Below are 15,218 nucleotides of genomic sequence, written 5' to 3' on the forward strand. Positions count from 1 at the left end.
CCTCGATGTCCGCCCAGGCCGCCCGCGCCCCCTCCCCGCAACCGCCAATTCTGCTGCGCGAAATGGTCGGCCCCATTGCGGTCCTGACGCTGAACCGCCCGGCCGCCCGCAACAGCCTGTCGGCGGCGATGATCGCAAGCCTGCATGCCGAGCTCAACGAGATCCGCGACGACAAGGCGGTCCGTGGCGTCGTGATCGCAGCCAACGGTCCCGCCTTCTCCGCCGGCCACGATATGAAGGAGCTGACCGCGCGGCGCACTGACCCCGATCGCGGCCGCTCCTTCTTCGCCGAGATGATGACTGCCTGCAGCGCGATGATGCAGGCGATCGTGCATCTGCCCAAGCCCGTGGTCGCTGCGGTCCAGGGCATCGCGACCGCAGCCGGCTGCCAGCTCGTCGCAAGCTGCGATCTCGCGATTGCCTCGGAAGCGGCGAGCTTTGCCACGCCCGGCGTCGACATCGGCCTGTTCTGCTCAACGCCGATGGTGGCGCTGTCACGCAACGTCCCGCGCAAGCAGGCGATGGAGATGCTGCTCACGGGCGAACCTGTCACGGCCGCACGCGCCCGCGAGATCGGGCTGATCAATCGCGTCGTCGCCGCCGGCACCGAGCGCGATGCCGCGATTGCGCTGGCCGACCAGGTCGCGCTGAAATCCGCCTACACCGTCAAGCTCGGCAAGGAGGCGTTCTACCGCCAGGCCGAGATGAGCCTTGCGGACGCCTATCGCTATGCGGCAGAGGTGATGACCGAGAACATGATGGCCCGCGACGCCGAGGAAGGCATCGGCGCCTTCATCGAGAAGCGCACGCCGACATGGCGGGATGAGTGACCCCGTCAACAAGAAAAGACCAACAATGAATCACGACGCCTATCCCGACAATTACATTCGCGCCATCCTCAACAGCGTGAAGTCGATCGCGATGGTCGGTGCCTCGCCGCAGAATGTGCGGCCGAGCTATTTCGCGTTCAAATATCTGGCACAGCGCGGCTACGACATGATCCCGGTCAATCCCGGCCATGTCGGCAAGGACCTGCTCGGAAAGCCGTTCGTCGCCTCGCTGTCCGACATCGAGGGTCCTATCGACATGATCGACATTTTTCGCAACTCCAGCCACATCATGCCCGTGGTCGAGGAAGCCCTCACGCTCGATCCGCTGCCGAAGGTGATCTGGATGCAGCTTGGCGCCCGTGACGAAGCGGCGGCTCTGAAAGCAGAATCGGTCGGTATCAAGGTCGTGATGAACCGCTGCCCCAAGATCGAGTATGGCCGCTTGTCGTCCGAAATCTCCTGGATGGGCGTCAACTCGCGCACGCTCAGTTCGAAGCGCGCGCCGGCGCCGACACAAGGCATGCGGCTGTCCCTCAATCGGATGAGCGTCGGCGGCGGCGACACTGCGGCCTCCGATCGCGCTGCAAAAAACAAGACCGAGCAAAGCTGACGCAATCGCGAAGCATTCATTTCGCGAACGCGACAATGCGTAGCAAGATCATTTCGATGTGAAGCGGCGGCTTGACGGCAGCCGCGACGCCGATCAGCATGCCGCGCGATTTCAAGCCACAAGACATAGGACGCCCCAATGAGCGATCGCCTTCCGGGATTTTCAACCCTCGCCGTGCATGCCGGTGCACAGCCCGATCCCACCACCGGTGCGCGCGCCACTCCGATTTATCAAACGACGTCGTTCGTCTTCAACGACGCCGACCACGCGGCATCGCTGTTCGGCCTGCAGGCGTTCGGCAACATCTATACCCGCATCGGCAATCCCACCAATGCGGTGCTGGAAGAGCGCGTCGCCGCGCTCGAAGGTGGCACGGCCGCGCTTGCGGTGGCCTCAGGCCATGCCGCGCAGGTCGTGGTGCTCCAGCAACTGATGCAGCCTGGCGACGAGTTCATCGCCGCGCGAAAACTCTATGGCGGCTCGATCAACCAGTTCACGCATGCGTTCAAGAGTTTTGGCTGGAACGTGGTGTGGGCCGATCCCGATGACATTGCGAGCTTCGAGCGCGCGGTGACGCCGCGCACGAAGGCGATCTTCATCGAGTCCATCGCCAATCCCAGCGGCAGCATCACCGACATCGAGGCGATCTCGACGGTGGCGCGGAAAGCAGGGGTGCCGCTGATCGTCGACAACACGCTGGCCTCGCCCTATCTGATCCGTCCGATCGACCACGGCGCCGACATCGTCGTGCACTCGCTGACGAAATTTCTGGGCGGCCATGGCAATTCGCTCGGCGGCATCATCGTCGATGCCGGCACGTTCGATTGGTCCACGGGCGGCAAATATCCGATGCTGTCGGAGCCGCGGCCCGAATATCACGGCATCCGCTTGCAGGAGACGTTTGGCAATTTCGCCTTCGCGATTGCCTGCCGCGTGCTCGGCCTGCGCGACCTCGGGCCGGCACTGTCGCCCTTCAACGCCTTCATGATCCTCACCGGCATCGAGACGCTGCCACTGCGCATGCAGAAGCACTGCGACAATGCGAAAGCGGTCGCCGAATTCCTCGCCGGCCATCCGGCGGTGGCCTCGGTCAGCTATGCGGGCCTTGCGAGCGACAAGTACAACCAGCTCGCGCGCAAATATGCGCCGAAGGGCGCGGGCGCCGTGTTCACCTTCGGCCTGAAGGGCGGCTATGACGCAGGTGTCAGCCTGGTGTCGAAACTGCAGCTGTTCTCGCACCTCGCCAATGTCGGCGACACCCGCTCGCTGGTCATCCACCCGGCTTCGACCACGCACAGCCAGCTCGATGACGCCGCCAAGGTGAAGTCCGGCGCCGGCCCCGACGTGGTCCGGCTCTCGATCGGCATCGAGGACAAGGAAGATCTGATCGCGGACCTGGAGCAGGCGCTGAGCGCGTAAGGCGGGCTACGCGGCGGAGGCCCGGGCTTGTCCCGGGCCATTGCTATGACGGGACAGAGGTCCCGTCAGCCGCCCGAACTTTGCATGCGTTGCTGAAGTCGGGATGCCGGCCAGTTGGACTCTGGCTTGACCGAAAAAAAGCGCTCGATGATTTTGGCCTCAGCCGGCGTTATCCGGCCCGAAGACACGCTGTCGGCCAAGTGCTGCGCGGTGAGTTTTGCGTCGGGTCGGTCATCTTTTCGATCGGTCATCTAGGCCTCTTTGATCTCCTGGAGGACGACGACGAGCTTGACGGGCTTGCCCCCGACTGACTGAAATTCCCGATCGACGATCCGAAACACGCAAGCTGTAGGAAGCAACGCCTCTTCTTCATGAAAGTTAGGCGTGAGCCACCAGATCGCTCTCGCACTTAACGCCCGAATGATAAACAACACGTTCCCACCGAATGCTCCAGACTCGGCGAATGAAGCGCTCGTAAAGGCAGGAAATCTGACAATCTCGCTCTGCATGTAGTGTGCAGCAAAGGCCTCCAAATTCGTAACGGAGTACCCCCGGTAGACTGTTCCCTGACTGCCGGCGATGGCAACAATCTTGTTCAGACCCGAGTTCAACATCTTTGCAAATGCTCGGACTTCGGGCGCAGGCTCTCCCGACCAAAGTTGCTCGTTTATGTAAGTGTGCCAACCGTTGGCCGTCGAGTAGACATAGAAGGCGAGCGCCTCCGCGTTGGTCATTTCACCGTGAAACATGTCGTCGAGAGCGTGCTTATTGCAAATCTTCCGCAGACATCTCGCGGTCTCATCGACGCCAATTAACCGCTGCAACGCGTCGAGGAATTCTGCGCCACCCACGCGACTTGCACCCAAAAGATGAACGTTTGAAAGTCACACGCAATAGCTGTTATTAACGAGACGCTAACCAATTAACAAGTAGGTAAGGGAGCAATTTACCGGCTGCGCGATGCAGGCGCTGCTGCGCAAACCTGATTCGGAGCCGACGATGCTGCGCTGGATGGTGCCTGCCCTTGCGGCGATGCTGACGGTCTCAAATGCGCTTGCCGCCGATCTGCCGGCCACACCGAAGCGGCGGGCCGCCGCTTCGCCGCAGGAGCCGCCAAAGGTCTATGTCGAGACCGATCCGGATGCACTGATCTCGCCGGCCTATGGCATCGGCAGCTACATCAGCAACCTCCCGGGCACGCCGCTGTTGCCGGGCGCCCACACGCTGCCGGGCAATTACGGCCGCCCCTGGGACTACGATTATCAGGGCTCGTATTACGGCGGGAAGCAGGTCGATTATTTCTGGCGCCTGCCCTATTCGTGCGGCATCTACGGCTATTGCTGATCAGCCGGGCTGATAGTGATCAGCCGGGCTGACCAAGCGGAACCACGCGCGGCTGCGTCTCAGTAGGCTGCCGTGAGGCCAGCCGCTCCACCTGCATCACCGCAAGCGTGAGCACTGCGATAGCCACCGCCTGGTGCGACAGCGCGAGGTCGATCGGCACCTGGTTGAGCAGCGTGAGAATGCCGAGCACCGCCTGCACGCTCACGGCCGCCAACAGCCAGAGCGCGCCACGCGCAGCCAGGCCTGCACGCGAACGCACCGCGTCGAACGCATGCAGCGCCGCCAGCGCGAACAGCGCATAGGCGGTCATGCGGTGCTCGAACTGCACGGTGAGCACATTGTCGAACATGTTGCGCCACCACGGCGTCTCGAACCACAGCCGCTCCGCCGACGGAATGAACGCGCCGTCGATCTGCGGCCAGGTGTTGTAGGCGCGCCCGGCACGCAGACCCGCGACCAGCGCACCGAAATAGATCTGCACAAAGGTCACGACGAGCAGCAACGCGCTGGTGACCCGCAGTCGCGCAGGGACTGCGATCGGCGGCCGTTCGGCGAGCCGCCGCACCGTCCAGACGATGCCGGCGAAGATCAGCAGCGCGAGCACCAGATGCGTCGCCAGCCGATATTGCGAGACTTCGACACGTTCCGTCAGGCCCGAGGCCACCATCCACCAGCCGACCGCGCCCTGGAGCCCGCCGAGCCCGAACAGCAGCCACAGCCGTCGCTTCAGCTCACCCGACAGACCGCCGCGCCACAGGAAGAACAGGAACGGCAGCAAATAAGCGACCCCGATAAAGCGGCCGAGCAGCCGATGGCTCCACTCCCACCAGAAAATCTCCTTGAACTCGGAGAGCGACATCCCGGCATTGAGCTCGCGATATTGCGGGATCTTCTTGTAGGCCTCGAACGCGTCGATCCACTGCGCCTCCGACAGCGGCGGAACGCTGCCCGTCACCGGCTTCCACTCGACGATCGAGAGGCCGGATTCCGTCAGGCGTGTCGCGCCGCCGACCAGCACCATCAGCGCGATCAGCGCGGCCACGGAAATCAGCCACCAGCGCACGGCGCGATGCGACTTGATCGGAGCGGAAACGGTCGTCATTTCAGGGCAAAACCAGGGCTTGAACCGGACTGCGTGCCCCTTATAGTCCCCCGCTCCCACAGCGCAAGTTACGCGAAAGCCGCAGCATTCCACCATGACGATCCGCACCCGCAAGTTCCTCGGCGCCATCCTGCTCCTGGTGCTCGCCACCGTCTGGGCCCTGCTCGGCATGGCGGCTGCGCAGATGCCGTGGATCGCCGACTCCGGCTGGCGGCAGGCGATCTATTACGTGGTGGTCGGCATGGGCTGGGTGTTGCCGGCGATGCCGATCGTGAGCTGGATGCAGCGGCCCGATCGCGTCAAATCTAGCTCGTAGCGCCGCCCGTCGGTTTCACCGGCGCATACGCGACACCCGAGACCAGCACGCGCAACATGCGCAGCGAGCGCACGCGCCCGTCCCAGGAAACCCGCGGCAGCGCGTGCAGATTGGTGCGCCCCTCCGCGTCCACGATGCCCGGGATCGTCGACACCGCGCTGGCAAAGCCGGCCTCCTCCGCCATCACGACGTGGCTGCGCCGGAAGGACGAGCGATCGCCGAACGGAAAGGCGAGATGTGTGATCTCGCGGTGGAAGGCCGATTCCGCCACCGCCTTGCCCATCGTCATCTCGCGCAACGCGGCTGCGTCCTTCATGTTGGCGAAAACCGGATAGTTCACGGTCGCGCTGCCGATCGTGACCAGCGGATCAGCGGCCAGCTGCGCCAGATCCTCCCAATTCATCGACGCCTCGCGCGAGAGCGCGGCGAGATCGATCCGGTAGCGCGTGCAGAGATCGGCGATCGCGGCCGACAGATCCGCCGGCGGCAGCGAGCGCAGCCAGCTCTCGATGAACGCGAACAGCGCCTGCTTCTCGGCATTATCCGTGACGACGAAGCGCTGCTCCTTCTCGCCCATCATCAGGCTGATGCGGCTCTCGCGTGCGATCACCTGCTCAAGCCCGAGCCACCAGGCCTCGCCAACGCCATCGGGAAACGCAGTGGGCACATAGATCGTGAAGGGCACGCCGTGGCGAGTAAGCACCGGATAGGCGAAGCTGATGAGATCCTTGTTGGCGCCGTCGAAGGTGAGCGCCACGAAGCGCCGCGTCTCCGGCAGCGTCACCGCGCGCCGGCAGACCTCGTCCATGCCGATAATGTCGTAGTTCCAGCGCTTCAGCGCCCGAATGGCGCGGTCGAGGAATTGCGGCGTGATCTCGTGCTCGCGCAGCGGCTGAAACGCGCCGCGTCGCCGTGGCCGCACATGCGCAAAGCGCAATATGGCGCCGGCCCCACGGCTGCGCAGCGCGGCCTGACCGGTGAACCAGGTCAGCTCAAGGCGCAGCCGTTCCAGCCATCTGTCGTCGGATGCCAATATCCCACCTTCGCGCTCGCCGGCGACGTGTTCCCTCGCCCATAGTCATTACCCTTTGTTGACATTTCTTTGCAAAGGTCGGCCACGGGCCCAGATACGTATTTTTCGTTTTCTCGACAGGTTTCGCGAATGACCATGGCTGCGGCGATGCAAAGCCGGACGGCAGAAGCGCCCGCGCGGTCGAAAGCGAGCCGTATCGCGCATGTCGACATCGTCACCGATCTCGGCGAGGCCGAAGCCGTCTGGCGCGCGCTCGAGGAGAGCGGCCACCTTTTCACGCCCTACCAGCGCTTCGACCTGCTCAGCCCGTGGCAACGACTGGTCGGCGGCTGCGAAGGCTCACGCCCCTTCATCGTCATTGCTCGCGACGCCGAGCGCCAGCCGCTGCTGCTGCTGCCGCTTTCGCTGCGCCAAAGCCACGGTGTGCGCACGGCCTGCTTCATGGGCGGCAAGCACACCACCTTCAACATGGGACTGTGGGACGCCGAATTCGCGGCACAGCTCGGTGCAGCCGATCTCGACGCACTGCTTGCGCCGCTGCGCGAGCATGTCGATGTGCTGGCGCTGACGCAGCAGCCGTTGCGCTGGCACGACCAGCAGAACCCGTTTGCGGCTCTCCCGCGCCAGAGCGCGATCAATGGCTGCCCGCTGCTGGCGATGGAGCCCGGCGGTCCGCCCGCATCGCGGATCAGCAATTCCTTCCGCCGCCGCCTCAAGAGCAAGGAGAAGAAGCTCCATGCGCTCGCCGGCTACCGCTATCACCTCGCCACCACCGACGCGGACGTCACCCGCCTGCTCGACTGGTTCTTCCGCGTCAAGCCGGCGCGGATGGCGGAGCAGAAGCTGCCGAACGTCTTCGCCGAACCTGGTGTCGAGCAGTTCATCCGCAGCGCGTGTCTGGCGCCGCGCGGCGAAGGCCGCGTCATCGACATCCACGCGCTCGAATGCGACGAGGAGGTGATCGCGATCTTTGCCGGCGTCGCCGACGGCCAGCGCTTCTCGATGATGTTCAACACCTACACGATGTCCGAACACGCCCGCTACAGCCCCGGCCTGATCCTGATGCGCTACATCATCGATCGCTACGCCGAGCGCGGCTATCGCTCGCTCGACCTCGGCATCGGCTCGGATGAGTACAAGCGGATGTTCTGCAAGGGCGACGAGGACATCTTTGACAGCTTTGTTCCGCTGACCTCGCGCGGAAAACTCGCGGCGATGGCGATGTCCTCGCTGAGCCACGGCAAGCGGCTGGTGAAGCAGAACCAGATGCTGTTCGATCTGGCGCGACGGCTGCGCCAGGCGTTCGGGTAAGAAGTCTACGCCGCCACCACGCGTAGCGTCTCTGGCCCATTCGACGGCTGCACCGGCCTGCTCAGCATCGTCACGTCGCTGAAGCCGACGGCCAGCAATTGCTCACACATCAGCGTGCGCGCATCCGGCGTCATCGCGGCATCGGGCACCACGACGGCGCGGGCGTTCGCCGTCAGCAGCTCGGCCGGAAGATCCGAGGCACTCCCGGCGTCGAGCAGCACGTAATCGTAGGCGCGGAGCAGCGCGTCGATCGCGAGCGTCACGCGCGGCGATTGCAGCAGGCTGCGATCGAAGCCGGGACGGCCGGCCAAGACCAGATGCAGCCGCGACAGCTTGTCCCTCGTGATGATCTGCGCGAACGAGGCCTCCCCCCGCATCAGCTCGGCAAGGCCGGGCGCCGAAGCATCGACGGACACCGCGGCAATCGTCGGCGAGGACGCGGCGAGATCGACCACGACGACGCGGGCGTCGCGCGCCAGGTGCCGGGCCAGCGTCAGCGTCGACAGCGTGATGGCCTCGCCCGAGGCGGTGCCAAGCACCGTGACCTTCTTCGCCGCCGCGCCCGCGGCGCGCAGGCTGTCGGCGAGACGCTCGATCTCGGCGAATCCGGTGACGTCGGCGTCAGTCGTCATCTCCGGCTGAAGCGGCGCAGGGTCTTTCATCACCGGCTCGACGACCGGATCGACCTCCGGTTCATGCCTGACCGCCGCCCGCACCGGCGCCGGCGTCAAGACAGCCACCGCGCGCGGCGCGGTCTGGCGCAGCAGCTCGCCGGTGACGACGACGCCTGACGAGAGCAACAACGTCGCGATCGTCGCGATCAGCACGATCGGCAGCTTCTTCGGATAGGCCGGCGTGTTCGAGACGATGGCGCGCGAGATGACGCGGCCTTCCGCCGGCGCGGTGTCGATGCTCTCGCGGGTGCTGGCCTCGCGGTACTTCCCGAGATACGTCTCCAGCAGATCCCGCTGCGCCTTGGCCTCGCGCTCGAGCGCTCGGAGCTGGACATCCTGACCGTTGGTCGACGTCGCCTGCTTCTTGAGTTGCTCGAGGCTCGTGATCATGCCGTCGACCCGGCCGCTGGCAATGCGTGCATCGCTTTCGAGCGAGCGCGAAATCTTGGCCGCCTCATCGCGAATTTGACCGTCGAGGTCGCCGAGCTGGGCCTTCAGCTCCTTGATCCGCGGATGGTTGCCGAGCAGCGTGGATGATTGTTCGGCGAGCTGCGCACGCAGCGTGACCCGCTGCTCGGACAGTCGCCGCATCAATTCGGAGTTCACCACTTCGGATGCTTCGATCGGCTTGCCGCTCTGGAGCATCTCCTTGATCAGCCGGGCCCTGGATTCCGCATCCGCCTTCATCGAGCGCGCGTTGTTGAGCTGGGTGTTGACCTCGCCCATCTGCTGGTTCGACAGCGTGGTGTTGTTGGTGCCGACGAACAGCGACGACTTCGAACGGAAATCCTCGACCTTGGCTTCGGCGTCGGAGACCTTCTTGCGCAGGCTTTCGATCTCGCCCGAGAGCCACTGGCTGGCATTGCGCGCCTGGTCCTGGCGCGCATTCTGCTGGAGCACGAGATAGCCGTCGGCGATCGAATTGGCGACGCGCGCGGCAAGGTCCGGATCGGCGGACTGGAACTCGACCACGATCACGCGCGACTTGTCGACGGCGTAAGCCTGGAGCCGCTCGTAATAGGCATCGAGCACGCGCTCTTCCGGCGTCATCGAAAACGGGTCGCGGCCGATGCCGACCAGCGCCGCCAGCGACTTCAGCGGCGAAATGCCTTGCAGCACCGGATCGAATTCGGGCCGTTCCGCGAGCTTGTTCTTCTTGATGATCTCGCGCGCGAGATCGCGTGACAACACGAGCTGCACCTGGCTGGTGACGGCCTCGGCATCGAGCGCCTGCCGCTCCTCGGTGCTGCGGTCGCTGCTGGGACGCAGGAACACGTTCTCGCGGCCGTCGATCAGGATGCGCGACTCCGACTTGTAGCGCGGCGTGACGAGATTGACGACAGCGACAGACGCGACGAGCGCGAGTACCGTCGGCACGATGATCCAGCCGCGCTTGCGGGCAAGTGCGCCGCCGAGCGCGTGCAGATCGATGTCACCGGATTCGACTGGCACCTGCTTCGCCGCAACGGGCGCAGGCCTTGCTTCAACCTTGGGTGCGGCTTCGGCCACCCTGGCTTCGGCCTTGGGCTTCGCAACAGCCCGCTCGACCACAGCCTTGTCCTTGCCGGCACGCCAGAACGCTAAACGCATCGAACACTCCCGCAGGGCAACGCTGCGACTTGACCTCAACCGAAGCGATTACACTCCATTAAGGTTGCTGCTGGGTTAATCGCGACGTCGCGCGAACGGCGCACACGCGCTCGACACCATTTGTTAACCACGAGGGCTCTTAATCCATCTCGATATTTCGAGAATTGTTCGAGCATTCGCCGCACGCCGCGCTGGTTTTGATCATGCCCCCCTCGCCCGACCAGCCGCTTCGTATCCTTCACGCCGTCCGCGCTCCCGTGGGCGGCATCATCCGCCACATCCTCGATCTCGCCAACGGCCAGGTCGATCGCGGCCATCATGTCGGCATCCTCGCCGACAGCCTCACCGGCGGCGAGCGCGCGGACAAGGCGCTGGCCGAGCTCGCGCCGCGGCTGAAGCTCGGCGTACACCGCCTCGCGATCCACCGAGAACCGTCGCCTGATGATGTCCTGGTGTGGCTGCGGATGCGACGCCTGATCGGCGCGCTCAAGCCTGACGTCCTGCACGGCCACGGCGCCAAGGCCGGCGCCTTCGTCCGGATGCGGCGCCGCTCCGACGACACCATCCGCATCTACACGCCGCATGGCGGCTCGCTGCACTATCCTCTGAACACTCTCAAGGGCGAGTTTTACGCGCGGCTCGAGCGGACGCTGATGGACGCGACGGATTTGTTCCTGTTCGAGAGCGCATTTGCCCGCGACACCTATCAGCGCATCGTCGGCACGCCCAAGGGCGTGGTGCATTGCGTCTTCAACGGCGTGACGCCGGAAGAATTCGAGCCTGTTGTCATCGCGGACGATGCCACCGACCTCGCTTATGTCGGCGAGTTCAGGCACATCAAGGGCGCGGATCTGCTGGTCGATGCGGTCGCGCGTCTGCACCAAGGCGGCAAGAAGGTCACGCTCACGCTCGGCGGCGACGGCGAGGAGACGGCAGCGCTGAAAGCGCAGGTCGAGAGGCTCGGCCTCACGAGCGCGATCCGCTTCATCGGCCACGTCAAGGCGCGCTACGGCTTCTCCAAAGGACGCCTGCTGGTCGTGCCCTCGCGCGGCGACTCCATGCCCTATGTCGTGATCGAGGCCGGAGCCGCCGGCATTCCCATGATCGCGGCCCGCGTCGGCGGCATCCCCGAGATTTTCGGGCCCGAAAGCTCCGCCCTGTTCGCGGCGAGCAACGCCGAGGCGATGGCGGAGGCGATCGCATCCGCGCTCGACGATCCGCAAGGCACCGCGCAACGCGCGTCGTCCTTGCGCGAGCGCATCTCCGCGCATTTCTCGCAAGCCGCGATGGTTGATGGCGTGCTCGCGGGTTATCGCGACGCATTTACCAATCACTAACCATCCTTAAGGCCCGCTTTAGAGAATCTTCCGATTTGTCCGATAATCCAGGTGCCAGGGGATGCTCGCCCGGGGCGCAAGGACGCGTCCCGCGGGTTTTTGGAATGGACGTGGACGCCCGTGGAACCGCTCAACGCACGCTCGATGCTCGATGCCGCGACCAGCGCCGCCGCGAGGCCCGCTGACCAGCCCTTTGTGGAACGTCGCCGCCGCCTGACGCCGGCAGCGCTCGAGGTCGTCAACCAGAAGGTCGCCCGCGCCTATTCGCCGATCGTCATCACCGGCTTCGTGCGCGTGGCCGATTTCACGCTGCTGAGCCTTGTCGGCATTGCAGTCTATGTCGGCTATGTCATGCCGCTTATCGGCTTCAGCTGGGTTTACCCTGCCGAGATCGTTGCCGTCGCGATCGCCGCCGTCGTTTGCTTCCAGGCCGCCGACATCTATCAAGTGCAGCTGTTTCGTGGACAGCTGCGGCAGATGACGCGGATGATCTCGTCCTGGTCGTTCGTCTTCCTGCTGTTCATCGGCATCTCCTTCTTCGCCAAGTTCGGCAGCGAAATGTCACGGCTGTGGCTTGCCGCCTTCTACTTCCTCGGGCTTGCCGCGCTCGTCGCCGAACGCCTGGTGCTGCGCTCGATGGTGCGTGCGTGGGGGCGCGAGGGCCGGCTCGACCGCCGCACCATCATCGTCGGCTCCGACAGAAACGGCGAGCAGCTGGTCGAGGCACTAAAGGCGCAGGAGGATTCCGACATTCACGTGCTCGGCGTGTTCGACGACCGCAATGACAGCCGCGCACTCGATACCTGCGCCGGCGCGCGCAAGCTCGGCAAGGTCGACGACATCGTCGAGTTCGCCCGCCGCACCCGCGTCGATCTCGTGCTGTTCGCGCTGCCGATCTCCGCCGAAACGCGCATCCTGGAGATGCTGAAGAAGCTCTGGGTGCTGCCGGTGGACATCCGCCTCTCCGCCCACACCAACAAGCTGCGCTTCCGTCCCCGCTCCTATTCCTATCTCGGCGAGATCCCGACGCTCGACGTGTTCGAGGCGCCGATTACCGACTGGGATCTGGTGATGAAATGGCTGTTCGACCGCATCGTCGGCAGCCTCGCGTTGCTCGCAGCGCTGCCGGTGATGGGACTGGTCGCGCTGGCGGTGAAACTCGACAGCCCCGGCCCCGTGTTGTTCCGCCAGAAGCGCTTCGGCTTCAACAACGAGCGCATCGACGTCTATAAATTCCGCTCGATGCATCACCACCAGGCCGACCCGACGGCATCGAAGGTCGTGACCAAGAACGATCCGCGCGTCACCCGCGTCGGCCGCTTCATCCGCAAGACCAGCCTCGACGAGCTGCCGCAGCTCTTCAACGTGGTGTTCTCCGGCAATCTCTCTTTGGTCGGCCCGCGCCCGCATGCGGTGCAAGGCAAGCTCCAGAGCCGCCTGTTCGACGAAGCCGTCGACGGCTATTTCGCCCGCCACCGCGTCAAGCCCGGCATCACCGGCTGGGCCCAGATCAACGGCTGGCGCGGCGAGATCGACAATGAAGAGAAGATCCAGAAGCGCGTCGAGTTCGATCTCTATTACATCGAGAACTGGTCGGTGCTGTTCGACCTCGTCATTCTCCTGAAGACGCCGATCGCGCTGCTGACCAAGAACGAGAACGCGTATTGAGTTCCGTCATGCCTCGGCTTGACCGGGGCATCCAGTACGCCGTAGCGCCAGCCGTTTTCCGCAATGGGCGCCGCGGAATATTGGATCGCCCGGTCAAGCCGGGCGATGACAGCGGTGTTTGTGGCGTACGAGTAGCGTAGGCGTATGAGCGTATAATGGCGTATGCGGTGACAGCCGGTGGAATGAACGTAGCCGCACCGGCCGCGCCCGGCGTGCTGGCGCTCCAGCGCGCGCTGGTGTGGCTGGTCGGCGCCTCCGGCGCGATCGTCTTCATCGAACCGAGCCCCTACGAGATCGTGACGCTACTCGCCACCGTCACCTTCTTCGCCACCGGGCTCCGCCTGCGACTCGCGCTGATGCCGCTGATCCTGATGCTGGTGCTGCTCAATGTCGGCTACACTATCAGCGCGATCCCGCTGTTCGAGCAATCCGAGGTGGCGAGCTGGATCGCTACGTCCTGGTACATGGCGGTCACAGTCGTGTTTTTCGCGATGATCACATCCGAGGACACCGCGGCCCGGCTCGACATGCTCCGCCGCGGCCTCGTGGTCGGCGCGATGATTGCCTCGCTGTCGGCGGTCGCGGGCTACTTCCACCTGGTTCCCGGCGGAGACGATCTGCTCACCCTCTACGGACGCGCACGCGGCACGTTCAAGGACCCGAACGTGCTCGGCGCCTTCCTGATCCTGCCGGCGCTGTTCGCGCTCCAGAGCGTAGTCTCGGACAGACTGGCGAAGGCCTTCCGCAACGTCTTCGCCTTCGGCATCATGTCGCTGGCGATCCTGCTCGCCTTTTCTCGCGCCGCCTGGGGTGGCCTCGTGCTGACCTCCGCCTTCATGCTGGCGCTGATGGTGCTGACCAGCCGCACCAATGCGCAACGCTCGCGCATCGTCGTCATGGCGATCGTCGCCGCGGTGCTGGGTATTGCGCTGATCGCGGTGCTGCTGTCATTCGATGCTACCGCCGAGATGTTCAAGCAACGCGCGAGCTTCGACCAGAGCTATGACGAGGGCCGCTTCGGCCGGTTCGGCCGGCACATCCTGGGTGCGGAGATGGCGCTCGACCTGCCATTCGGCATCGGCCCTCTGCAATTCCACCGCTTCTTCCCCGAAGACACTCACAATTCCTATCTGAACGCCTTCATGTCCGGCGGCTGGCTCTCCGGCATGTGCTATCCCGCGCTGGTGTTCACCACTGTGATCATGGGCTTCCGGCACATCTTCGTCCGCGTGCCCTGGCAGCGCGCTTATCTGGCGGTCTTCTCTGCCTTCGTCGGCACCGTCGGCGAAAGCTTCGTGATCGACACCGACCACTGGCGCCACTTCTGGATGATGCTGGGCGCGATGTGGGGCATGATCGCCGCCGCGCAGATCTACAAGATCAGGTACGGCCAGGACGCTTCTTCAGTTTGAACGCGGGACGCTTCTCCGGCGGCGTATCGATCAGGCCCTTCAACGCCGCGGTCGCAGCCAGCACGCCTTTGTAGCCTTCGGTCGCGAAACGCAGCAGCAGCCGCAGCTCTTCATCCGTATAGGCGTTGAAGACCTTCTCCATCGCCTGCTGCATCGGCACGTAGAGCTGGCCGATCTTCATGGCCGTCTCCGGCACGACTGCGATGAAGACCTTGCGGCGGTCGGCCTCGTCCCGCTCGCGGCGCACCAGCCCGGCCTTCTCGAGGCGGTCGACCACACCGGTGATGGCGCCGGTCGTCAGCCCCGTGACCTCGGCGAGCCGGCCCGCCGTGACGCGTCCTTCGAGGTAGAGAATGTCCATGCATTCGAGGTCGGAATTGGCAATTCCGGCCACGTTGGCAACGGTCTGGCCATAGAGCACGCCCTGCGCCGACGACCGCCGCATCGCCTCTTCCAGTTCCCCCAACAACGCCGCGCGCGCCTTTGCCCTTGACAAGGTCGACCTCATATCTTAGCGATCATATATCTTAGTCACTAAGAGATTTAGCAACCGTAATTCCTCCTATCATCGC

At 64.5% G+C, this 15,218-nt stretch carries 15 protein-coding genes; 9 read left to right on the top strand and 6 right to left on the bottom strand.

The genetic code is table 11. From position 1 onward, the window contains the following. Nucleotides 1–5: 5 nt before the first annotated feature. The 3 genes from BMW89_RS20975 to BMW89_RS20985 all read left to right on the top strand — a co-directional run bounded on the left by BMW89_RS20975 (nt 6) and on the right by BMW89_RS20985 (nt 2,859). On the top strand, nt 6–830 hold the full coding sequence (locus BMW89_RS20975) for an enoyl-CoA hydratase (protein ID WP_092028876.1): 825 nt from the start codon (nt 6–8) through the stop codon (nt 828–830). Nucleotides 831–855: 25 nt separating this feature from the next. Further along, complete coding sequence (locus BMW89_RS20980) at nt 856–1,440, top strand: CoA-binding protein (RefSeq protein ID WP_092028877.1); 585 nt, start codon at nt 856–858, stop codon at nt 1,438–1,440. 138 nt (nt 1,441–1,578) lie between these two features. After that, complete coding sequence (locus BMW89_RS20985; protein WP_092028878.1) at nt 1,579–2,859, top strand: O-acetylhomoserine aminocarboxypropyltransferase; 1,281 nt, start codon at nt 1,579–1,581, stop codon at nt 2,857–2,859. Between the two features lie 65 nt (nt 2,860–2,924). Here BMW89_RS20985 and BMW89_RS20990 read toward each other — a convergent pair whose 3' ends face one another. Further along, on the bottom strand, nt 2,925–3,110 hold the full coding sequence (locus BMW89_RS20990) for a hypothetical protein (RefSeq protein WP_092028879.1): 186 nt from the start codon (nt 3,108–3,110) through the stop codon (nt 2,925–2,927). Beyond that, on the bottom strand, nt 3,111–3,710 hold the full coding sequence (locus BMW89_RS20995; RefSeq protein WP_092028880.1) for an ADP-ribosyltransferase domain-containing protein: 600 nt from the start codon (nt 3,708–3,710) through the stop codon (nt 3,111–3,113). Between the two features lie 148 nt (nt 3,711–3,858). Between BMW89_RS20995 and BMW89_RS21000 the strand changes: the two genes are divergently transcribed. After that, complete coding sequence (locus BMW89_RS21000) at nt 3,859–4,203, top strand: hypothetical protein (RefSeq protein WP_092028943.1); 345 nt, start codon at nt 3,859–3,861, stop codon at nt 4,201–4,203. 19 nt (nt 4,204–4,222) lie between these two features. Here the strand turns inward: BMW89_RS21000 and BMW89_RS21005 are convergent, their stop codons facing one another. After that, nucleotides 4,223–5,305 carry a COX15/CtaA family protein gene (locus BMW89_RS21005; RefSeq protein WP_092028881.1) on the bottom strand — a complete coding sequence of 361 codons (1,083 nt, stop codon included), beginning with the start codon at nt 5,303–5,305 and terminating at the stop codon, nt 4,223–4,225. 94 nt (nt 5,306–5,399) lie between these two features. Here BMW89_RS21005 and BMW89_RS21010 point away from each other — a divergent pair, with 94 nt between their 5' ends. Beyond that, on the top strand, nt 5,400–5,621 hold the full coding sequence (locus tag BMW89_RS21010; RefSeq protein ID WP_092028882.1) for a DUF2842 domain-containing protein: 222 nt from the start codon (nt 5,400–5,402) through the stop codon (nt 5,619–5,621). On the opposite strand, the gene BMW89_RS21015 is transcribed toward BMW89_RS21010, so the two are convergent. Continuing rightward, the gene (locus tag BMW89_RS21015) at nt 5,611–6,654 is read right to left on the bottom strand and encodes a polysaccharide deacetylase family protein (protein ID WP_092028883.1); all 1,044 of its coding nucleotides are present in this window, start codon (nt 6,652–6,654) and stop codon (nt 5,611–5,613) included. The genes BMW89_RS21010 and BMW89_RS21015 overlap by 11 nt on opposite strands. 129 nt (nt 6,655–6,783) lie before the next feature. On the opposite strand from BMW89_RS21015, the gene BMW89_RS21020 reads away from it, so the two are divergent. Beyond that, a complete protein-coding gene (locus BMW89_RS21020) occupies nt 6,784–7,965 on the top strand; it encodes a GNAT family N-acetyltransferase (RefSeq protein ID WP_092028884.1) in 1,182 nt (393 codons plus the stop codon). 5 nt (nt 7,966–7,970) lie between these two features. On the opposite strand, the gene BMW89_RS21025 is transcribed toward BMW89_RS21020, so the two are convergent. Further along, on the bottom strand, nt 7,971–10,229 hold the full coding sequence (locus BMW89_RS21025) for a GumC family protein (RefSeq protein ID WP_092028885.1): 2,259 nt from the start codon (nt 10,227–10,229) through the stop codon (nt 7,971–7,973). 203 nt (nt 10,230–10,432) lie between these two features. On the opposite strand from BMW89_RS21025, the gene BMW89_RS21030 reads away from it, so the two are divergent. From BMW89_RS21030 to BMW89_RS21040, 3 genes are all read left to right on the top strand, one after another. Further along, complete coding sequence (locus BMW89_RS21030) at nt 10,433–11,566, top strand: glycosyltransferase family 4 protein (protein WP_092028944.1); 1,134 nt, start codon at nt 10,433–10,435, stop codon at nt 11,564–11,566. Between the two features lie 120 nt (nt 11,567–11,686). Then, on the top strand, nt 11,687–13,234 hold the full coding sequence (locus tag BMW89_RS21035; protein WP_092028886.1) for an undecaprenyl-phosphate glucose phosphotransferase: 1,548 nt from the start codon (nt 11,687–11,689) through the stop codon (nt 13,232–13,234). Nucleotides 13,235–13,389: 155 nt separating this feature from the next. Continuing rightward, nucleotides 13,390–14,646, top strand: a complete 1,257-nt coding sequence (locus BMW89_RS21040; protein WP_177196206.1) for an O-antigen ligase family protein — start codon at nt 13,390–13,392, stop codon at nt 14,644–14,646. Here BMW89_RS21040 and BMW89_RS21045 read toward each other — a convergent pair. Beyond that, nucleotides 14,615–15,091, bottom strand: coding sequence for a MarR family transcriptional regulator (locus BMW89_RS21045; protein ID WP_177196207.1), 477 nt, complete (start codon nt 15,089–15,091; stop codon nt 14,615–14,617). The two genes, BMW89_RS21040 and BMW89_RS21045, sit on opposite strands and share 32 nt — an antisense overlap. Between the last annotated feature and the right edge of the window lie 127 nt (nt 15,092–15,218).

Origin of the sequence: Bradyrhizobium sp. OK095, from assembly GCF_900109945.1 — a bacterium.
GTDB lineage: Bacteria > Pseudomonadota > Alphaproteobacteria > Rhizobiales > Xanthobacteraceae > Bradyrhizobium.